The organism is Chryseobacterium sp. BLS98 (assembly GCF_001045445.1).
Lineage (GTDB): Bacteria > Bacteroidota > Bacteroidia > Flavobacteriales > Weeksellaceae > Chryseobacterium.
On record NZ_LFNF01000003.1, the window covers coordinates 380,571 to 401,523 of the forward strand.

General features: G+C 38.7%; 21 protein-coding genes and 1 pseudogene. 13 read left to right on the forward strand and 9 right to left on the reverse strand.

The window, feature by feature from the left end:
- Positions 1-10: 10 nt before the first annotated feature.
- From ACM40_RS12905 to ACM40_RS20280, 6 genes and pseudogenes are all read left to right on the forward strand, one after another.
- The gene (locus ACM40_RS12905) at positions 11-1,456 is read left to right on the forward strand and encodes a SusD/RagB family nutrient-binding outer membrane lipoprotein (RefSeq protein WP_117614869.1); all 1,446 of its coding nucleotides are present in this window, start codon (positions 11-13) and stop codon (positions 1,454-1,456) included.
- A 58-nt stretch (positions 1,457-1,514) separates the two neighbouring features.
- Positions 1,515-3,080, forward strand: a complete 1,566-nt coding sequence (locus tag ACM40_RS12910) for a calcineurin-like phosphoesterase C-terminal domain-containing protein (protein WP_083996883.1) — start codon at positions 1,515-1,517, stop codon at positions 3,078-3,080.
- Positions 3,081-3,396: 316 nt separating this feature from the next.
- Positions 3,397-4,110, forward strand: coding sequence for a 3-ketoacyl-ACP reductase (locus ACM40_RS12915; protein ID WP_048503199.1), 714 nt, complete (start codon positions 3,397-3,399; stop codon positions 4,108-4,110).
- A gap of 304 nt (positions 4,111-4,414) precedes the next feature.
- Positions 4,415-5,242, forward strand: coding sequence for a 50S ribosomal protein L11 methyltransferase (gene prmA, locus ACM40_RS12920; protein WP_048503200.1), 828 nt, complete (start codon positions 4,415-4,417; stop codon positions 5,240-5,242).
- A gap of 12 nt (positions 5,243-5,254) precedes the next feature.
- Positions 5,255-6,097, forward strand: a complete 843-nt coding sequence (locus tag ACM40_RS12925) for an SH3 domain-containing protein (RefSeq protein WP_048503201.1) — start codon at positions 5,255-5,257, stop codon at positions 6,095-6,097.
- Between the two features lie 76 nt (positions 6,098-6,173).
- Positions 6,174-6,344: pseudogene (locus tag ACM40_RS20280) on the forward strand (Rieske 2Fe-2S domain-containing protein); the annotation flags it as partial.
- A 48-nt stretch (positions 6,345-6,392) separates the two neighbouring features.
- Here ACM40_RS20280 and ACM40_RS12930 read toward each other — a convergent pair.
- The 4 genes from ACM40_RS12930 to ACM40_RS12945 form a co-directional block, all read right to left on the reverse strand.
- Positions 6,393-7,661 (reverse strand): NAD(P)/FAD-dependent oxidoreductase, encoded by a 1,269-nt coding sequence (locus ACM40_RS12930; RefSeq protein ID WP_048503746.1) that lies wholly within the window; start codon positions 7,659-7,661, stop codon positions 6,393-6,395.
- Positions 7,662-7,901: 240 nt separating this feature from the next.
- Positions 7,902-8,726, reverse strand: a complete 825-nt coding sequence (locus ACM40_RS12935) for a GLPGLI family protein (protein ID WP_048503202.1) — start codon at positions 8,724-8,726, stop codon at positions 7,902-7,904.
- A 115-nt stretch (positions 8,727-8,841) separates the two neighbouring features.
- Positions 8,842-9,096: a hypothetical protein gene (locus ACM40_RS12940; protein ID WP_048503203.1), complete on the reverse strand. Its 255-nt coding sequence runs from the start codon at positions 9,094-9,096 to the stop codon at positions 8,842-8,844.
- Positions 9,097-9,349: 253 nt separating this feature from the next.
- Positions 9,350-10,300, reverse strand: coding sequence for a Dyp-type peroxidase (locus ACM40_RS12945; RefSeq protein ID WP_048503204.1), 951 nt, complete (start codon positions 10,298-10,300; stop codon positions 9,350-9,352).
- Between the two features lie 185 nt (positions 10,301-10,485).
- Here ACM40_RS12945 and ACM40_RS12950 point away from each other — a divergent pair, with 185 nt between their 5' ends.
- From ACM40_RS12950 to ACM40_RS12980, 7 genes are read left to right on the forward strand one after another with little or no spacing between them, the layout of a single operon-like run.
- A complete protein-coding gene (locus ACM40_RS12950) occupies positions 10,486-11,235 on the forward strand; it encodes a sulfite exporter TauE/SafE family protein (RefSeq protein ID WP_048503205.1) in 750 nt (249 codons plus the stop codon).
- A 16-nt stretch (positions 11,236-11,251) separates the two neighbouring features.
- Positions 11,252-11,494: a MoaD/ThiS family protein gene (locus tag ACM40_RS12955; RefSeq protein WP_048503206.1), complete on the forward strand. Its 243-nt coding sequence runs from the start codon at positions 11,252-11,254 to the stop codon at positions 11,492-11,494.
- A gap of 5 nt (positions 11,495-11,499) precedes the next feature.
- Positions 11,500-11,916: a molybdenum cofactor biosynthesis protein MoaE gene (locus tag ACM40_RS12960; protein WP_048503207.1), complete on the forward strand. Its 417-nt coding sequence runs from the start codon at positions 11,500-11,502 to the stop codon at positions 11,914-11,916.
- 46 nt (positions 11,917-11,962) lie between these two features.
- Positions 11,963-12,838, forward strand: coding sequence for a formate dehydrogenase accessory sulfurtransferase FdhD (gene fdhD / locus ACM40_RS12965; RefSeq protein WP_048503208.1), 876 nt, complete (start codon positions 11,963-11,965; stop codon positions 12,836-12,838).
- Positions 12,835-13,185, forward strand: coding sequence for a DUF7009 family protein (locus ACM40_RS12970; RefSeq protein WP_048503209.1), 351 nt, complete (start codon positions 12,835-12,837; stop codon positions 13,183-13,185). Before fdhD ends, ACM40_RS12970 begins: the two co-directional genes overlap by 4 nt.
- Positions 13,186-13,212: 27 nt before the next feature.
- The gene (locus ACM40_RS12975; RefSeq protein WP_048503210.1) at positions 13,213-15,615 is read left to right on the forward strand and encodes an FdhF/YdeP family oxidoreductase; all 2,403 of its coding nucleotides are present in this window, start codon (positions 13,213-13,215) and stop codon (positions 15,613-15,615) included.
- A 34-nt stretch (positions 15,616-15,649) separates the two neighbouring features.
- The gene (locus ACM40_RS12980; RefSeq protein WP_048503211.1) at positions 15,650-16,567 is read left to right on the forward strand and encodes a bestrophin family protein; all 918 of its coding nucleotides are present in this window, start codon (positions 15,650-15,652) and stop codon (positions 16,565-16,567) included.
- Between the two features lie 51 nt (positions 16,568-16,618).
- Here the strand turns inward: ACM40_RS12980 and ACM40_RS12985 are convergent, their stop codons facing one another.
- The 5 genes from ACM40_RS12985 to moaA are packed head-to-tail and all read right to left on the reverse strand — an operon-like array spanning position 16,619 to position 20,946.
- Positions 16,619-17,668 carry a HesA/MoeB/ThiF family protein gene (locus tag ACM40_RS12985; RefSeq protein ID WP_048503212.1) on the reverse strand — a complete coding sequence of 350 codons (1,050 nt, stop codon included), beginning with the start codon at positions 17,666-17,668 and terminating at the stop codon, positions 16,619-16,621.
- Positions 17,669-17,684: 16 nt separating this feature from the next.
- Positions 17,685-18,293, reverse strand: coding sequence for an NTP transferase domain-containing protein (locus ACM40_RS12990; RefSeq protein ID WP_048503213.1), 609 nt, complete (start codon positions 18,291-18,293; stop codon positions 17,685-17,687).
- Complete coding sequence (moaC, locus tag ACM40_RS12995) at positions 18,274-18,750, reverse strand: cyclic pyranopterin monophosphate synthase MoaC (RefSeq protein WP_048503214.1); 477 nt, start codon at positions 18,748-18,750, stop codon at positions 18,274-18,276. Before moaC ends, ACM40_RS12990 begins: the two co-directional genes overlap by 20 nt.
- Positions 18,751-18,757: 7 nt before the next feature.
- Positions 18,758-19,957, reverse strand: coding sequence for a molybdopterin molybdotransferase MoeA (locus tag ACM40_RS13000; RefSeq protein WP_048503215.1), 1,200 nt, complete (start codon positions 19,955-19,957; stop codon positions 18,758-18,760).
- A 2-nt stretch (positions 19,958-19,959) separates the two neighbouring features.
- The gene (gene moaA, locus ACM40_RS13005; RefSeq protein WP_048503216.1) at positions 19,960-20,946 is read right to left on the reverse strand and encodes a GTP 3',8-cyclase MoaA; all 987 of its coding nucleotides are present in this window, start codon (positions 20,944-20,946) and stop codon (positions 19,960-19,962) included.
- Positions 20,947-20,953 lie beyond the last annotated feature (7 nt).

Sequence of the window (20,953 nt, forward strand, 5' to 3'; positions counted from 1 at the left end):
AATCAGAACAATGAAAAAACTTATCTATATATCTTCATTTCTCATGCTTTTGGGAACCACAGTGTCGTGTGACAGAAGCCTTGATGAGATCAATAAAGACCAGAGCCGGATCAATAAGCCGGTGGCAAGCTCATTACTGGTTCCTATCCAGTATAATATGGCTGCAGTAGGCTATAACAGGGCCAATGATTTTACATTTGACCTTATGCAGGTGTCTTTGGACTTCCCGAATGAAGGAAACTCGCTGAGCCGTTACTACATCACTGAAAATACAGGTGCCGGATTCTGGAATAATTCTTACCGCTGGCTGAAGCAGGTTGATGACCTGAAAAGAGCCGCTGTTGAAGAAGGAGATAAAAACTATGAAGCCATTGCTTTGGTACTGAATGCCTGGATCTATTCCAACCTTACCGATACGTATGGTGATATTCCTTTCTCTGAAGCTTCCAAACTGGATGAAGGGATTTTGCAGCCTAAATTTGACAAGCAAAAAGATATTTACGTGCAGCTTCTGGATGATCTGAAAACAGCCAATTCCCTTTTTATTACCAACAAAGTCCTTGCAGGAAATGACCTGTTTTATAAAGCCGAATCAGACGCGAACGGAATTATCAACTGGAAAAAATTCTGTAATTCACTTTCCTTAAGGCTGCTGACAAGGATTTTAAGTAAAAACGGCGAAGTGAATGTTTACACAAGAATTCAGGAGATCATCGGTAATCCCACTGTATATCCTGTTTTTCAAAGTAATGCAGATGGTGCGAAACTGGATATCACGGGAGTTTCTCCTCTGATGCCGCCTATTGCCAGACCTCAGGATTTTACTACGGGAAGAGCAGCCTCAGAGTTTTTTGTAACAACACTGAAAGCCAACAACGATCCGCGTTTAGCCATGTTCTTTTCGCAGGCAAAAGATTTGAACAATGTAAACATAGGCTATAAAGGAGCGCCTTCCGGGTATGCTTTTGGAACCACCTTCGACTATCAGCCCTCCAACCTTAATCAGAATCTTGCCAAGGCACCTTTGAAAATCCTTGTATATCCGTATGCCGAGCTTCAGTTTATTTTGTCTGAGCTTGCTTTCAAAGGAATTATCCAGGGAAGTGCACAGGCGTATTACGAGAATGGAGTAAAAGCAGCCATTGAACAGTGGGGAGCTGTAATGCCGGCCAATTATTTCAGCAATGCCAGCGTGGCTTATAAGCCTGAGATGGAAAGGATCATGCTTCAGAAATATGTGGCACTTTTCTTTGTGGACCAGCAGCAGTGGTTTGAAAAAAGAAGAACCGGATTCCCTGTACTTCCTAATAATGGAGGTCTTCTGAACGGGAGTGCTATGCCAAGCAGGTTAATGTATCCGCCCAATCCTAAAGTTTTGAATACGGCCAATTATCAGGCTGCAGTTCAGCAGATGGGCGGTGATGATATCAATGTAAAAATGTGGTGGAATAAATAAGCTAAGAATTAATAAATAAAAATTAAGAAAAGATATGAATATCAGGATAAAACTTCTGATGCCTTGCGTATTGGTTTCGGCAATGGCGTTTGCACAGGATTCCGTTTCAGGATATGTGTTTGAAGACGGTAACAAAAACCAGAAGAAAGAAAAGAGGGAAAAAGGAATTGAAGGGGTTCCGGTTTCCAATGGAGTTCAGGTGGTCCTTACCGATAAAAACGGAAGATACAGCCTGCCGGTTCAGGAAGACCAGACGATCTTTGTGATTAAGCCGTCAGGATACCAGACTGCTTTGAACGGTAATAATCTTCCACAATTTTACTATCATCATAAGCCAAAAGGCTCACCTGCTGATTTTAAGTACAAAGGAACTGCACCTACAGGAGAACTTCCGAAGGAACTGAATTTCCCGCTTTATAAAAAAGACGAAAGCAAAAACTTTGATATTCTTGTTTTCGGGGACCCGCAGCCTTACACAGAAAAAGAGCTTGACTATTTCAAAAGAGCGATAGTGAATGAAGTGAAAAGCACTAAGAAAAATGCAGTATTGGGAATCAGTTTAGGAGATTTGGTGGGTGATAATCTCAGTCTTCAGAAACCTTATGCCGATGTAATGAAAGAAGTTGGGCTTCCGTGGTATAACGTCATGGGGAATCACGATATGAATTACGATGCCAAAGAAGACCGTTTTTCAGATGAAACCTTTGAGTCCAATTTCGGTCCTGCCAATTATTCCTTCAATTATGGAAATGTGCACTTTATTATTCTGGATGATATTCTGTATCCCGACCCGAGAGATGGTAAGGGATACTGGGGCGGCTTCCGTGAAGACCAATTGAAATTTGTTGAAAACGACCTGAAACTGGTTGACAAAAACAAACTGATCGTTGTTTCTTTCCATATCCCTTTAGAGCATAAGAACGAAGATAATTTCAGAAACTCAGACCGTCAGAAATTATTCGATTACCTGACTCCTTTTAAGAATGCTCTGATTTTATCAGCACATACACACATTCAGCAACAAATTTTCTATGGAAAACAGGCAGGCTGGAACGGTTTAAAAGACCTTCATGAATACAATGTGGGAACTACCTGTGGCGACTGGTGGTCAGGGACATCCGATGAGATAGGATTGCCTACTTCAACTATGAGAGACGGAACGGCGAAAGGATACTCTTTCATCAGCTTTAATGACAATCAGTATAAAGTTAAATACAAAACAGCAGGAAAACCGGATGATTACCAGATCAATTTATATGTTCCGAAAGTGATTCCTTTTCCTTCAAAAACGTCTGCGAAAATCCTGGCTAACTTCTTCATGGGAAGTAAAAAAGATAAGGTAGAATACAGAATTGATAACGGAAACTGGGAAGAAATGGAATATGACGAATCTGTAGATCCGAATTTTGCTCTTTCCGTGTTTAAATGGGATTCAACACAAATCCTTTTTCCGGGCAAAAGACCTTCTAATCCCGAATTATCAAAACATATATGGACTGCCGGTTTCCCTAAGAAGCTGACTTTAGGAAAACATACCCTTGAAGTGAAAGCTTATGATATGTACGGAAATCAGTTTACGGCTTCAGAAGAATTCGAGGTACAGAACGCAGTTCTTATCCCATAGCTTTTTATTTTTTACTATACTTTCTATTCAGAAACCGGTTTTTATAAGCCGGTTTTGTTTTTTTTTATTTGAAATGGTTGTGCCTGTAAACCACCCCGTCAAAAATTCTTTGAATTTTCGCCACCCCTCCAAAGGAGGGGAATTTGATCAAACGAATTTTTGTAGAATGATACCCCAGTTTCTTAGGACTTAAGTGAACTTTTATCCTTTTTATGTTTAAAAAGATTCCGTGCTATTAAAATTCTATTAAATATGGTTTCCAAGGGCCTTGTAAAAATGTTCTTTCGTAAATTTGCCTCAACGAAACAATAGTATTATGAATATAAGCGGAAAAAATGCCATCGTAACCGGTGGCGGAAGAGGACTGGGAAAAGCTGTGGCGCTGGCTTTGGCCAATGAAGGAGTACATGTTGCCATTACGGGCAGAAATGAAGAAAACCTTAAAATGACGGTTGAAGAAATCAAAAAGCTGGGCGTGAACTCAACCTATGCAGTTTTTTCTGTAGATAATGAAATTCAGGTAAAAGCCGGGATAGAATCTTTGGCAGAACAATTGGGAGGGATTGATATTCTGGTCAACAATGCAGGGATCGGAGATTTTGGAACTATTGAGGAAATGCCGTCTGAAACCTGGGAGCAGGTCATTAAAACCAATCTGTTTGGAGTATACTATGCTGCAAAAGCAGTGTATCCGTTTATGAAAGCTAAAGGAGAAGGAGATATTGTAAATGTGGCTTCTACAGCGGGTTTGAAGGGTGGCCCCAATATGTCGGCCTATGCAGCATCCAAAGCGGCCGTAGTTTCCCTGTCGCAGTCTATGATGGCAGAATGGAGAAAGCAGAACATCCGTGTGATTACTTTAACGCCAAGCACTATTGCTTCTGATATGAGCATCCAGGGAGGACTTACCGACGGAAACCCTGATAAAGTACTTCAGCCTGAAGATTTTGCAGAATGGGTAAGAGATATTTTAAAGATGAACAGAAGAGCGCTGATTGCGAACGGTTCTATTTTCTCTACAAATCCATAGATGTTGCGGGCTATTGGTAACGATTCGTGATACGAGATCGTTGACCATAGTAATTAAAACGGTAAAATATCAATAGGAGCGGGCTTTAGCCCGCTTTTTTAATGAATATAATAGCCAAAATAAAAAAACTCACCCGTTGCTAAGTGTGACACCTTTGCGGTCTAAAAAATGTCAAGCTTATTAAAAAATTTGCACCCTTGCGATTAAAATCAAAATAATTATCCTCAAAAATAACAATACTCATGTCACTTCAATTTTTTTAACAATAATAACATCCTTATTTTTGCACTAAATTACTTACTACATGCAAAATTATTTAGAATTCAATTTCAAGATTTCTCCATTGCAGCCATGGAATGAGATTCTGATGGCAGAGCTTATTGAAATAGGTTTTGACAGCTTTACCGAAGAAATTGACGGAATTTTAGGATATATTCAGAAAGAACTGTTCAAAGAAGAAGATATGAAATCCCTTCCTATCTTTGAAAACGAAAATGTTCAGATCAGCTATACGTTCGAAGAAATGCCGAACATCAACTGGAATGAAGAATGGGAAAAGAACTTTTCACCTATCAATATTGATGATAAGGTAATGATCCGTGCCGAATTCCATGAATCCGTACCGGGAATGCATGAAATTATCATTCAGCCGAAAATGTCTTTCGGAACCGGTCACCATCCTACCACACACCTGATGATCCAGCAGATGATGGATATTGATTTTAAAGGTAAAAAAGTACTGGACATGGGCTGTGGAACTTCGGTTCTGGCAATTTATGCAAAGCAGATAGGGGCAGGAGATACAAAAGCGATTGATATTGATGAATGGTCTGTGGAAAATTCAAAAGAAAATGCAGCAAGAAACAATGTTGAGCTTGATATTGAGCTGGGAACCGCAGAAAATTTAGGTAAAGAAAACTTTGATATCATTCTGGCCAATATCAACAGAAATATCCTGATTTCTGATATTCCAACCTATGTTTCTGTAATGAATGAAGGAGGAAAATTATTGTTGTCCGGACTTTGTTTCTTCGATGTGGATGATATTCTGGAAGTTTGCAGGGAAAGCGGTTTGGAACTTAAAAAGAAGCTGCAGCGTGAAGAATGGGTAAGCCTGCTACTGGAAAAATAACACAATATAACTATGAAATCTTTACTAACCGCTCTGTTTTTGATGCTGCTGCAATTTTTTTCCGCCCAGGAAGAAAACATGACCTATCCGGACGGAGTTTTTGGCTTTGAAGAGAATAAGCCCCAGAAAATATTTACAGACTGGACAAGAGTAAGAAAGGAGCCGGATGTAAAGTCGCAGGCTACTGACTCGCTGCAGACCAATCAGCAGGTTATGATCCTTAAAAAGGAGGAAACGGTCCTGAGACTAGGAGAAAGAGGCGCCAACTGGTATAAAATATCTTATCAGAAAGGGGAACAGGTCTTAGAAGGTTATGTCTGGGGTGGCAACCTTTGTATTGGCTACCGCAATAAAAACGGGTACGACTTTCTTTTTGGGTTGTCTAAAACCGTAGACCGGAAAAATAAAGAGTATAATGAAACTGTAAAGCAGAACATTGCCGGGATAAAAGTCATTGAAGGAACCAGTTTAATTGATGAAGTGTACTTCGATACCGGGAAAGGTGAGGAGATGAGCTATGCCACCTTCACCATTGAAAGCAATCATAAGCTGCAGAATGTGGAACTGACCCTTAAAGCTATGGTTTCCGGGGAAGCCTGCGGAATTGCAAGCTATACTCAGTATGTTCTTTTCAAAGACAAAAAACTGGTTGCCCTGCCACAGCTGATGAATGTAGGCGATGCTGATGTATACTACCATTCCGAAGAGTTTGTGTTTCCTAACGATAAAGGAGGAATTCCCAATGCATTTATCCTTAAAATTGAAGAAATGGAAAGGGATGATAAAGACAAGGAAAAGAAAAAACGATCCTCCAAAACCTATCTTTGGGACGGAAACTCTTATCAACTTAAGTAAAATTCCAGTTGAAGAATAAAGTAACCGCTGTGGAGATTACAGCGGTTTTTTATTACATTTTGGGGATTTTAAAGTACATATTCTCAAAAGTGAGTGCCCGCATGCCCAGTGCGAAGTCCGTTGGAACAGTGCTGAAATAAGCTGGGACTGTCCGTGCCATGGTTCAAGATTTAATGTCAACGGAAAAATGCTGACCGGTCCTACGGTAAAAGACCTGCAGAGGATTGAGACTGATCCTTCAGCCTAAATAATATCCTGTATTCAGTTTAAAATAGGAGAGGATTAACTCACAAAATTATTCCTTGCTGGTATTCCGTTTCGGATAAAGAATAAGCCGTATGGAAGGGTTGTTGGTAATAAACAATCTGAACCAGTCTAATGCCAGCCTTATCTTACTTCTGAACCCCACCAGAGGAATGATGTGGATGAACAGCCAGGTAAGCCATGCTGTAAAGCCTTTAAAAGAAAAATTAGGAAGATCCACTACCGCATTGTACTTGGAAATAATAGCCATGCTTCCTTTATCATTGTAACTGAACGGAACCAGAACTTTTTCGTCTTCTATCCGTTTGAAATTTTCCGCCAGGTTTTTTGCCTGCTGAATCGCGACCTGTGCCAGTTGCGGATGTCCCTTTGGGAAGTTTTTATCCGTAACCTGCAGACATATATCTCCTACGGCATATATATTTTTTGTTCCTTCCGCTTTATTATAAGCATCTGTTAAAATACGTCTGCCTTTTCCGATGCTCTCCTCCGGAAGACCGGGAACCTCCCTGCCAATGACCCCTGACGTCCAGATCAGCGTTTCCGTTTCTATAGAACTTCCGTCCGACAGGATTACTTTACTGTCCACATAATCTTTTACAGAAACATTCAGGATAATTTTAACGCCTAAATTCTTTAAAGTTTCATAAGCTGTTTTCTGGGCCGTTTCACTCATAGGTCCCAGCAATGTAGGCATAGCATCAATTAAATACAGATTGGAAAAGCTTAGCTTGATTTCCGGATATTCCTTTTTGGCTATATAATTCCCCATTTCGGCAAGCATTCCGGCAAGTTCTACCCCGGTGGGACCACCTCCGGCAATCACAATATTCTGTAATTTTTCCGCCTGGGATACATCTTTATTTCGGGCCGCCTCTTCAAGATTCAGCAGCATATGATTTCTAAGATAAAGGGCTTCTTCAATGTTTTTCATGGGTAATGAACACCTTTGCACATTTTCCATCCCGAAGAAATTGGATTCTGTTCCTAAAGCGACCACCAGATAGTCATAATTTAAGCTTCCTGTATCCGTTTCAATCGTTTTGCTTTCCGGATTCACCCTGAGAAGGCTTCCCATATGAAAATTTACATTTTTATAGTTGGAAAACAACCGCCTGAACGGATAGCTGATATTGGAAGCCTGGATAAAAGAAGTGGCCACCTGATAAATAAGAGGCGGGAAAAAATGATAGTTGTTTTTATCTACCAATGTAATGCGAAACCTTTTGTCGTTTTTTAAAGTTTTGATCAGATTAATACCTGCAAAACCTCCTCCGACAATTACAATGTGCTTTTTCATATCAATTGGTGTTGGGTGACCCTTCATATTATTCAATAATAAGACCAAAAAAGCCTTTTTTATTCATAATTTCTAATAGGTAAATAGAATTGGGTCTTAAATCTGGATAAAATGATAATTATTGTAATCGTTAGTTAAATAGAGTTTCTGGCTGGAATTTATAACTGCGGATTTATGATATAAAAAAAGAGACAATATTAAATAATGTCTCTTTAATTAACTGTTACCTTTTTGCTGGTTTTACTCTAATTCAATTGGATTGTATCCTTTTTTTTCTGCTTCATTTGTTTTTTGTCTGTTTTGCCCCTCTGAAAATACAGTACCCATTTTTTCTAATTCATATTTAATATTATCTCTGTAATTCGTTGTTGCTTGGACTAATTCTTTTTTTGTAACTAACTTAGCATTTTGATAATGCCTTTTATTTACGGTTATTATTTTTCCCTTCAATTTAGCACTTGATACCGATTTTACAAGTTCAAAATCATAATCGCCTGTTTTATCTGTTATTTTCACAATTAAGCCTGGTAGACCACTAAATTTGTATGGTCCATAAGGAAAAGGAATTTCCGTTGAGTACCAAGCGGTCCAATTTCTTCCTTTGTAATTAACTTCTGCTTTTTTACAATTAAAAGAATTAATTACTTTTGTTTCATTAATCAGCTTCCAGTCACTAATTACAGGGGTGTTGTAAAATAGAAGAGCAGTTCCTACTGACTCGTAAAATTCTGAATTGTCATTTGTTTGGATAATTAAAAACTTAAATTTTGATGATGGCATCCCTCTCATGTCAATATTGAAATTACTCCTATTCTTATTGTACTGTTCCATAAAAAGAGAATCAAATTTTAATCTGTTTTCACTAATAAAAAAAGCGCGTTTATCACTTATTTGCATTGTAAAAAGTTCTTTATAAACGTTATCTCGATTTAGAGTATTAGGTCTGTATTGAAGTAAATAAGTAAATTCTCCTTTTAATGAATCACTAGTAGCTGTTTGTGAGAAACAAAAAGAAAAGAAGAATAAAAATAAAATTGTTAAAGTTTGTTTTCTTGTAAAATTCATTTTTTTATAAAACTAACAAATCGTTCAAATAAAGTTTGAACGATTTTTTTGATTAATGTTAATCAGGACTTCTTTCCTGGTGAGCTTGAAGAATTGATTAAGTTATGGTCTGAAATTATAGTTGGCAATAATTATCTTGAATTTTTTCTGCCCACTCTATCCATTGACCAGCAGTCCAGTCCTGACAGGTATAAGCAGATGTACAACTTGCCTGAAAAGTTCCACATTGCATTTGGTTTTTTTTCTTAGCCTTTTTAGTACTTTTAGCAACAGTAACTTCTTTAGCTTTAGAATTTACTTTCTCTACGTTTCCTTTTGCACTTGCAAAACCTGCTACACCAAGCGCAGCAATAAATAAGATTTTTTTCATGATTGTAATAAATTTATAAAATTGAATAGCTAATTTAAGAATATAAATCAATCAAATGAGAAAAATTTTATTATGTTAACTGCTTTGTATAGGGGTGTTATGACGAATATTATAACTGTTTTGAATTATTCACTACTATTATGAATTAATTTATAACAGCAAATAAATTAACATTTTATCTTAGTTTGATTTTATAAGTGTTTTTATTGATTAATCCATCTTTTTTAAATTGGAATGCTATCATTTATGGAGATTATCCTGAAAATTCATCAAGCGCGTCTAAGCTTGGAACAAAAAACAAGGTTCCTGTCTGTGCAGTACTGAAATCAAGAATCCTGTCATAGTTTCCGGGCGGGTTGCCGATGAACATATTGGTCAGCATTTTTTCAACTGTGCTGAATGTACTCGCATAGCAGATAAAATAAGTTCCCATTTCATTGGTTGTTACGTTTCCGAAAGGCATATTGTCGCGCACAACCTTAAAATCATCACCAACATTAGCTAATGCGATGTGTGAGTTTTTGGGTTTTACATCATCATCCATTTCAATATCCTGGTCTTTGGATCTGCCGATTACTTTTTCCTGTTCTTCTACAGAAAGCGATTTCCATGCATCAAGGTTGTGGATATATTTCTGTACAAAAAGATAGCTTCCTCCTTCATAGTGCGGATCAGAACCATCTACGATGGCAAAATGATCACGGTCTTTGCCATGAGGGTTTTCAGTGCCGTCAACAAAACCTAAAATAGACCGGCTGTCCCAATAACGGAATCCCTGAACCTCAACGATACAATCTGCAATTTCCTTCATATATCCGGAAATTACAGAGGCCATATCATAAGCAAAGCTCTTCTCATCGGCCCGGATGTGAAAATGCAGATCTCCTCTTGTACTTATTGCCGTATGTTTGCTGCCTTTTATTTCCTGGAATTTTTTAAATTCTTTAGGCAGCGGTTGAGGTAACTCAAGTTGTTGCCACGCTTCGTAGCCGATCCCCATTACGCAGCTTGCTTTGGAGTCAGGAAAACGGTCAAGTGCCGAATTATTCAGATTAATGACCAAAGCGCAAACTCTTTGGAAAACCGATTTTATTTTATCGGAATCAACATTGACTTTAAAATTCCAAACTAAAAAATAGGTGTTATTATTCGGATAATCTGTAACATTCTGTGCGTTATAATCAGTAGAAAAAGTAGTATTCATTGAAATGGATATATCGTTTTAATGAATCAAATTTAATAAATGCTGCTGGGATATCGGGATTGGTTTTGTAAAATAAACAATTCAGAATATTTTTCTCACAAATTGCGGTAGAAACTTTTTATGATACCTTCGTTTGACGCTCTAAAAATGAGTATTATTGTAAGAAAATTAATTCTGCAAAATATATGGGGCATTGGGAAATTTTTTTATTTTTTTTAATCATCGCTTTCATTTATTCTTCTGTGGGATTTGGTGGAGGATCCAGTTATCTGGCAGTTCTGGCAATGTACAGTCTTCCTTATCAGGAAATCCGGTTAACAGCACTTATCTGTAACGTTATTGTGGTAATAGGAGGAGTATTGATCTACATCAGAAACAAGCAGATTGACTGGAAGAAAATACTGCCGCTTACGATTGTAAGCGTGCCTATGGCATACCTGGGAGCTGTTTTAAAGATAAGCCAGGAAACTTTTTTTCTGATATTAGGGTGTACTTTAATCATTGCTGCACTGTTGCTGTGGATCAAGACAGAAACAAAAAATGATGAAAATTCTCTGGAATATACAGAAACTTCTCTTTTCAAAAACGGGTTTTTAGGAGGGGGAATTGGTTTTTTATCAGGATTGGTGGGCATTGGCGGAGGAATTTTTCTTTCTCCTTTGTTAAACCTCATGAAATGGGATACCCCACGGAAAATTGCAGCGGCGTCAAGTGTTTTCATATTGGTAAATTCATTATCAGGGATTTTCGGTCAGTTATCCAAGCTGTCTGCAGATATGGATTATTTCAGAATAATGAGTTTGTGTTTTGCCGTATTCATTGGCGGGCAGATCGGTTCCAGGATGTCCCTGAAATGGAATCCTTTGGTCATCAAAAGAATGACAGCTGTTCTGGTTCTGGTAGCCGGAATAAACATTTTAATAAAATATTGGTAATAAGCTACATTTAAAAATGATACTTAAAATATTAGCATTCGGAATAACAAAAGATATTTTCGGGATTTCAGAAAAAGAAATAGAAATACATGAAGAGGCAAGCGTCAAAGCACTCAAGGAACTTCTGGAAAAAGACTTTCCGGAATTGAAAAGATTAAAATCCTATTTTATTGCCGTTGACGATGAATATGCAGAGGATGATCAGATCATAACAGTCTCTAACGAAATAGCAATAATCCCTCCAGTAAGCGGCGGATAACAAATATGGTTGATGTAAAAATAACAGAACAAATACTGGATCTTACGGATTGCTTTGCCCTTGCTTCCGATCCTGCATGCGGAGGAATGGCATCGTTTGTAGGAACAGTACGGAATCACACCAAAGGTAAATCTGTTACCCGTTTGGAATATGAATGCTATGAATCCATGGCTGTGAAGGAAATACAGAAAATAACAGATAAAGCTATTTCCTTATTTTCAGTGAAGAATATTGTCGTTCATCACCGCACAGGAGTCTTATTTCCCGGTGATGCCGCTGTGATCATCATAGTGAGTGACGGGCATAGAAATGCAGTCTTCGATGCATGCAGCTTTATAATTGAAAATATAAAAAAAACGGTTCCCATCTGGAAAAAAGAAATTTTTAAAGATGGTGAAGAATGGGTCTCGGCACATCCATAATTTTAGGAATTAAATTTTGTACCTTTACTAGGCCAGTCATTACATTATGAAAGCAAATCTGTTGTCAAATCAATCTGTAAAGCAGATAGAAATCATCAAAGTCAGGGAAAACAGCGGTTTTCCTTATACAGATGATATCTCTGTGGAAGAACCTCTGGAGATCAGGGTTGCTTATGGTGCTAAAGATAAAAAAGAATCCAAAAATATTTCTGTGACTATGCGGACTCCCGGAAATGATGCGGAACTTGCTGCAGGATTTTTATTCACAGAAGGAATTATCTCCGGCCGTGAACAGATTAAAAGCATATATTCTCCGCAGGCAGAATGTTCCAGAAACAGCGAAAATGTTGTCATTGTTGAGCTTACAGAAGATTTTGTTCCTGAGCTAATGAAGGCTGATAGGAATTTTTATACCACTTCCAGCTGCGGTGTATGTGGAAAAGGATCTATAGAATCTATAAGAACAGTAAGTGCTTTCCGTAACCACACAAAAAGGAACACGGAAGTATCCCTGGAAACCCTGTATCAGTTGTCCGAAAAACTGCAGTCATTCCAGAATAATTTCAGTGCTACAGGTGGAATCCATGCTTCCGGTATCTTTGATCTGGAAGGCAACCTTTTGGCACTGCGTGAAGATGTAGGAAGGCATAACGCACTGGACAAACTCATAGGTTATGCGTTATCAGCAGGTTTGCTTCCTCTCGACGATAAAATTTTGGTTTTAAGCGGAAGAGCCAGTTTTGAGCTTATTCAGAAAGCTGCAATGGCGGGAATTACGATTGTTGCAGCAATAGGAGCTCCATCTAGTCTGGCAATAGATCTGGCTAAAGAATTTGATATTACTTTACTAGGCTTTCTCCGGGACAACCGGTTTAATATTTACCATTCCGGCAGCTATTTTAACATTGAAAATCTATTATGAAAATAAGAATTAAAGACAACTCCATAAGATTCCGTCTTACCCAGTCCGAAGTGGCAAAATTAGGGGAAAATGGTGTTATTTCAAGCTTCACGGAATTTGTAGACCGTCCGTTTATTTATGCTATTGAAAGAACCGAAGATGCAGAACTTTCAGCCGCTTTCATCGAGAACAGAATGGTTATGAAGATGCCTGCAGCAATGATAGCCGAATGGATTACCACAGACAGGGTAGGTTTTGAAGGGCAGACCGGAAAAATTAAACTCTTAATAGAAAAAGACTTTGTCTGTATCGATAATACTTTGGAAGATCAAAGCGATAATTATCCCAATCCGAACCTGAAATGCTAATTTTTTCATTTTTTAAAGGTAGAAATCATGGAAGATAAAGATGTATTCGATAAAAAAGAAGAGGACAGCAGATTACCTTCTGCGGAACCGCCTTATAAACTGCTGGATCTTAAGCTGAAACCACCGAAATCCTGGGCGGCCGGTGTTCCTGCAGTAATTCATTCATTGGACCAGTTAGTGCTTAATGCTTCTGTTCTTCGTGGCGGAAGGGCACTTTTCAGCATGAACCAGTTTGACGGTTTCGATTGCCCCAGCTGCGCCTGGCCTGATCCGGATGACGAACGTTCCAGACTTGGTGAATATTGCGAAAATGGTGCAAAAGCCCTGGCAGAAGAAGCTACCTCAAAAAAGATCGGAGCAGAGTTTTTCAGAGAAAATTCAGTGTATGATTTAGCAAAGCTGACAGATTTTGAAATCAGCCAGTTAGGAAGAATCGCAGAACCTATGTATTTGCCAAAGGAAGGAACACATTATCAGCCGATAAGCTGGGATGATGCCTTTAAGAAAATTGCAGAAAAACTAAACGCCCTGGATTCACCTGATGAAGCTATATTCTATACATCAGGAAGAACAAGTAATGAAGCAACCTGGGTTTATCAGTTATTTGCTCGTGAATTCGGAACCAATAATTTTCCGGACTGTTCCAATATGTGCCACGAGACTTCTGGTTATGCACTTTCCAGAAGCATAGGCATCGGGAAAGGAACCGTAAAGCTGGAAGATTTCTATGATACAGACCTTATCATCATCATAGGACAGAACCCCGGAACCAATTCTCCGAGAATGCTTTCCGCATTAACTAAGGGAAAGAAAAACGGGGCAAAAATTATGGCTGTCAATCCGCTTCCTGAAGCCGGGTTAAAAGGTTTCAGGAATCCTCAGGAAGTCCGTGCCCTGCTTAATAAACCCTATGAACTGTCAGAACTGTATCTTCCTGTTAAGATCAATGGGGATATGGCGCTTTTAAAAGCACTGCAAATTCTCGTGCTGGAAGAAGAAGCCCAAAACCCGGGAAAAGTTCTTGACCAGGATTTTATTACGAATAAAACTGCCGGCTTCAATGAACTGGTTGAAGAATTAAAACGGTATGACCTTAATTACTTATCAGAAGAATGCGGCATTTCCGTTGAGAAGCTAAGAGAAGCAGCCCAAATGATTGCCTCCAGAAAACGGATTATCATTTGTTGGGGAATGGGAATCACGCAGCAGCACAACGGGGTGGAAATGATTTACAATATTGTGAATCTCCTGCTGATGAAAGGAAGCATAGGCATCCAGGGTGGAGGAGCCTGTCCTGTTCGTGGCCACAGTAATGTGCAGGGGAACAGAACATTGCTTATTAACCATCATCCTACAACAGAACAATTGGATAGGCTACAGGAATATTATGGTTTTGAAGTACCCAGAAAAGGAGGATATGATGTTGTAAATGCGCTTAAAGCAATGCATGAAGGCAAAGTAAAATTCATGTTCTGCATGGGAGGTAATTTCCTTTCTGCCGCGCCGGATACAACTTTTACAGCTGAAGCGATGCGCAAGCTGGAAATGTCTGCGATTGTTTCTGTAAAATTAAACAGGAATCATCTTATCCATGGAAAAGAAGCCTTGATCTTACCGGTCATTTCCAGAAGTGAAAAAGATATAATTAACGGCGAACTTCAACACGTAAGTACAGAAAATTCAATGGGGGTTGTGGAATGGTCAAGAGGAGTTCTCGATCCTATTTCAAAACACCTGATCAATGAAACACACGTTGCCTGCAGAATGGCAAAAGCGGTTCTGGGTGAGCGTTCCGTAGTGGATTGGGACAAATTTATCAACAGTTATGATGCTGTTCGTAACGATATTGAACAATGCATTCCCGGATTTGAAAACTACAATAAAAGGGTAGTTCAGAAAGGCGGTTTTTATCTTCCGAACGGACCAAGAGACGGGAATTTCAACAGTGAATTTAATCCCGGAAAAGCCGCTTTCAATATAACTGCTGTACCGGATAATTCGCTTGCAGATGACGAATATCTGATGGGAACCACCAGAACACACGATCAGTTTAACACGGTTGTTTATGGTTTGAATGACCGTTATCGTGGGATTTTTAATGAAAGGAGGGTGGTTATGATGAATGAAAAAGATATTGAAAAGGCAGGCCTCAAAGAAGGCGAGCACGTAGATCTTTTCAATTATGATGATGGAATCGAAAGGATAGCACCGCTTTTTATTGTCGTGAAATATCCTATTCCGCAAAAAAGTACCATGACTTATTTCCCGGAAACCAATGTGCTGGTATCCATCAACAACGTTGTGAATGGTGCCAATATGCCGGCTTCCAAATATGTCCGCATTAAAATCCGCAAACACGATCCTGATATTTTTAAAAAGATTGACGATCATGTAATTGCCGCAGCCGGAACAAGCCTCGAACAACCATAAAATATATAATACTTAAACAAATTATCATTCAATAATGATCATAAGAAAAAAGGAACACTGGTTCAGAATGCTTTTTGTATGGCATGGCTCTGTTTTGCCGGCACTGCTTCCCCGTTTGGGATTGCTTTTAATCCTTTCTTTACTGGTGAGCTATTTTCACGGAATAATTCTCTCGTTTAAAGTTCCTTTAAATCCGGCACCACTTACTTTGTTCGGTTTTGTTCTGGCTTTATTCCTTGGGTTCAGAAACAATGCCAGCTACGATAGATTCTGGGAAGGGCGAAAACTATGGGGTGCTCTGCTGAATACCTCCAGAGCACTGACCCGCCAGGCAATCACTCTGAAAAATATAAAAGATGATCAGGCTTCAGTTCATAATTTTATACAGCTGCTTAGTGCCTTTGTGTTTGCGTTGAAACATCAGCTTAGAGGAACGGATGCTTATGAAGATTTAAAATCCAGACTTGATGAAGATCAGCTGAAAATTGTGGCGGAATCAAAATATAAACCGGCTGTGATTATGCGCCTGCTTGCAGAATGGGTTCAGCAGTTAAAAGGTGAAGGTTCTCTGGATTCTATTCAGCAGGCCCGTTTTGATGAAAATTTTGATAAGTTGTCTGACATTCTTGGGGGATGTGAAAGAATCATTTCAACTCCCATCCCTTACAGTTACAGGGTTTTACTTCACCGGACAGTATATATTTATTGTTTTTTGTTACCTTTCGGGCTGGTAGATTCGCTCGGATGGTTTATGCCACTTATTGTAGTCTTTGTAGCGTATACATTTGTTGCATTTGAAGCAATAGCTGATGAAATTGAGGAACCGTTTGGAACTGATGCGAATGATTTAGCCCTTAACAGCATGTGTGTGATGATTGATGAAACCATTCATGAGATGGTGGGAGAACATATTGCTGTTTCTCAGAAAAAGACTCAGAATATTATTGATTAATGTTTAAAAGCAAAAGTGATTGTTACTTCTGAATGATGATGAATTTGGAAATTACTGTCCTGTATGCTTGTATTTTTGAATGCCGTCTTTTAAAGAATATACTTCCTTCTCAGGATAAATGTTCTTGATTTTTCTTACCGCTTCTGTGCTGCGTTTCCCGGAAAGACAATACACTACAATAGATTTTGAACAATTCGAAATATAATCTGAATGGTTCTGTAATTCTTCTACAGGAAAATTGATTCCTCCGATATTAAACTGTTCATGTTCCTGTGGTGTGCGGACATCTATGATTTCAAAATGATCTTTCTTCTCCATGAGTTGCTCAAATGTAATGATCTCAACGGTCTGAGCTAAACCTGTAATCTGCACAGAAGTTTTTCTTAATTTAATGATCTGTGTTTTGCCGTTCAGAACATTCATCATCCAGAGTTTTCCTGCCAATAAATTTTCTGGGTTTGTAAAATATTTTATGGCTTCATTAGCCTGCATGCATCCGACAATTCCTGCCAGTGTAGGTATTACGCCGCCTTCTCTGCAGTTCGGCACCTGTGATTCTTCCGCATTCGGAAAAACATCACGGTAATTGGGAGAGTAGGTGCCATCTTTCTGGAGAACATTCCAGATGCTTACCTGGCCTTCGTATTGGTAAATAGCACCATAGACTACAGGTTTTCCCATTAATACACAAGCATCGTTCAGCAGGCATTTTGTTTCGAAATTATCAGTCCCTTCAATAATCAAATCAAATTCAGAAATTGAATCCATGACATTTTCAGAGGTTACCCGGAAATTAAACGGAATGATTTTCACCGATGGATTTTGTTGCTGTAATTTTGTTGCTGCAATTTCAACTTTTGATTTTCCGATATCTTCCGGAGCATATAAAATCTGCCGGTGCAGGTTGCTTTCAGAGACAGTGTCATCATCAGCAAGACCAATTGTTCCTATGCCTGAAGAAGCAAGATATTGTGCCGAAGGACAGCCAAGCCCTCCCATGCCCACGATCAGAACCTTCGCATGTTTAAGAAGTTCCTGAGAAGAAGCCCCAAATCCGGGTAAAGCCATCTGGCAATGATAACGTTCAAACGGGTTACTCATCTGTTTCTGTTTTCGATTACATCTGTTTTCTTAAAATTTCCTGTGCTTTTGCCATATCTTCAGGCGTATTCACATTCATTAAACAATCCGGGTTGCCTGGTTTCAGGATTAAGGTATCACTGTTGATGAGAACTTTCCTCGGGCAGGTAATTCCTGATCCTAAAAATTTGAGAAGCAACGGATAGCTTTTGGGCTCCCAGATAGTAATCAATGGTTCCGGTAAGCCATCAAAAGGGCTTTCGTAGGTAGTTGCTGCTTTTTCTATATTTCTGTTTTCAATTAAAAATTCTAACGATTTTTCATCCAATAAAGGTAAATCGCAGGCAACGACCAGCCATGCCTTATCTCTCTGGGAACGCAATGCTGAAAGTATGCCGCCGAAAGGGCCCATATTCAGAAACGTATCGGTAAGGGCTTTGTAATTTGGATCAAAATTTTCTAGCTGATCCTGTCTGCAGGAAATAAAAACCTCATCACAAAACCGAGCTAAAAGATCAGCTGCAAAATACTGCTGCTCTTTGCCATGCCAGTCGATTTTATCTTTGGGATTTCCCATTCGCTGGCTTTTTCCTCCAGCCAATACCAATCCGTTGAGTTTGGGAATATCAGTCTCTTTTGAAATCATTTTTTCCTCCTGTTTTTTCGATGAGTTGTATTTCTTTGATTACGATGTCATGACTCATGGCTTTGCACATATCATAAATGGTAAGGGCGGCAACAGATGCGCCTGTCAATGCTTCCATTTCGATGCCTGTTTTAGCTTCGATTTCGGTAGTACAATAGATTTCAATTTCATTTTGAGCATTGATTTCAATATCTATTTCACAGTTATCCATACCAATAGGATGGCAGAGCGGAATCAGGTCACCTGTTTTTTTCGCAGCCATTATTCCTGCAATGATAGCGGTTTGGAAAACAGAGCCTTTTTTAGTTTTAAAGTCATCTTTTTGAAGCGCTTCCAGAATATGTTCAGGAAGTATCACAATAGCCTTGGCAGTGGCTTTCCGGTGGGTAATTTTTTTACCACCCACATTCACCATACCCGGCTGGTCTTTTTTATTAAGATGTGAAAAATTTGTCATGGCACAATTAAAAATTATATTTCCAGATTTTATAGACTTCGCCTCTTTTAAACTCAGTTTTTTCCAGAGGAAGTTCTATAAATGCATTGGTTTCCGCAAGATGGGAAAAATCTCCGGAACCATTAGTATTAACTGATTCTGCGATCAACTGTCCCGATGGGTTCACGCTGAGTTTTACCTGAGCCAAATATTGTAATGAAAAAGGAAAGTTTATATCATTTTGTAAAACGGCATATTGAGGATTTTCCGGGATTTCCAAAGATTTTTCCAACCAGGGAATAAAATACCGGTGCAGACACATAAATACGGAAACCGGATTTCCCGGGAATGCAAAAACCAATTTTTCGTTTTGGCTTTTTCCAAACCAGAACGGTTTTCCCGGCCTTTGTTTTATTTTGTGAAAAAGTTTTTCTATTCCCAGCTCTTCGCAGGCTTTGGGCAGATAATCGAATTTCCCCATGGAAACCCCGCCGCTCATTAATAAAATATCATAATTCTGAATGCATTGGGAAAGTTCATGTTTTATCAATTCAAAATCATCATTCCAATGCAGCCAGTCAGCGTCGATTTTATATTTTTCCAAAACAGATTTTATAGTAATTCCGTTGGAACGTCTCAGCTGAAATGGAGTAGGAGTGTTTTCAGGTGGAACCATTTCGTCACCAGTGGAAATAATGGCTACTTTGGGAAGTTTTTTCACTGTCAGAAATGTTTCCCCGACTGATGCGGCAATCCCGAGAATAGAAGGAGTAATGACCTGATTGGCTTTTACCAGTATTTCTCCGGCTTTTTTATCCCTTCCTTTCAGATGGATATTCTGTCCTTTTTTTATATCAATATTGATGTTTGCAACATTGTTATTGATCAGAATATCTTCATAGCGAATAACCGTATCCATTGAAGAATGCAATGCAGCTCCGGTCATAATTTCTATGCATTCATTTTCTTCATCAATAGAAAACGGAGCTTCTCCTGCTGCCTGTACGGCTTTGATGGTAAAGTCACGGATTCCTTTTTCATACGAATTAAAATTAATTGCAATTCCATCTACCGTCGGTCTGTCAAAAGGCGGTAAATCGCGGTCTGCCAGAATATCTTCTGCTAAAATTCTTCCTGAGGCATTTTCATAGAAAATTTCTTCTGTTCTGAAATTTCTGACCTGTGAAAAGATGATTTCTTCTGCCTGCTGTACACTGATCATTTCCATAATTATCCTCCTATTGTTGCCATTGACTGATGTATTTGGGAGGCAGTCAAATTCAGTTTCTGAGCTTCCCAGCCGTCTTTCGGTTTTTTTTGTATGCTACTGATAATAATACTTTTCAGCTCTTCATCTGTTCTTCCCATACGGATTTCATCTTTCAGATTGATACCGGTTCCTTCATACAAACAGGTTCTGAGGATACCGGAAGGCGTGATTCTAATTCTGTTACAGTCTCCACAAAATGAACGGGTATAAGCGGCAATAATTCCTAAACTCCCTGTAAAGCCAGGGATTTTATAATTGTATGAGGTCGAACTTTTAGGATCCTCTATTTTTTGAATCTCAGGGAAATGATCTTTAATATAGCTGTAAATTTGTGTGAAATTCCATTTCAGGGAAACATCATTATTACCACCGTTAAAAGGCATTTCTTCAATAAAACGGACATCAACAGGAAGCTCTTTTGTAAGCGTTACTAATGGAATAATGTCTTCAATATTTTCCCCTTCCATCACCACTGTATTGATTTTTACTTTTATATCATGTTGTAAGAGACTATCTAATGTTTTCATCACCTTATCAAAACTGTTTCTTCTTGTAATTTTGAAAAAACGGTCCTTATCAAGAGTATCAAGGCTTAGGTTGACAGATTTTATCCCTAATTTTTTTAGTTGCGGAATATATTGTTCGGTAAGAAGACCATTGGTGGTTATGCTGAGATCGGTGAGCCCTGCTAATTGGGATATATTTTGGATAAGTCCAATACTGTTTTTCCTGACAAAAGGTTCTCCTCCTGTTATCCGGATTTTATCTACTCCCATTTCTGTAAATACTGAACAGATTCTGAGCATTTCTTCATCCGTCATTAATTCATTTTGTTTAATCCAGGCAAGACCGTTTTCCGGCATACAATAGGTGCATCGGAGGTTACACCGGTCTACGATAGCAAGCCGAAGATAGTTGATGCTCCTTCCAAATTGATCTGTCAACATTTAAATA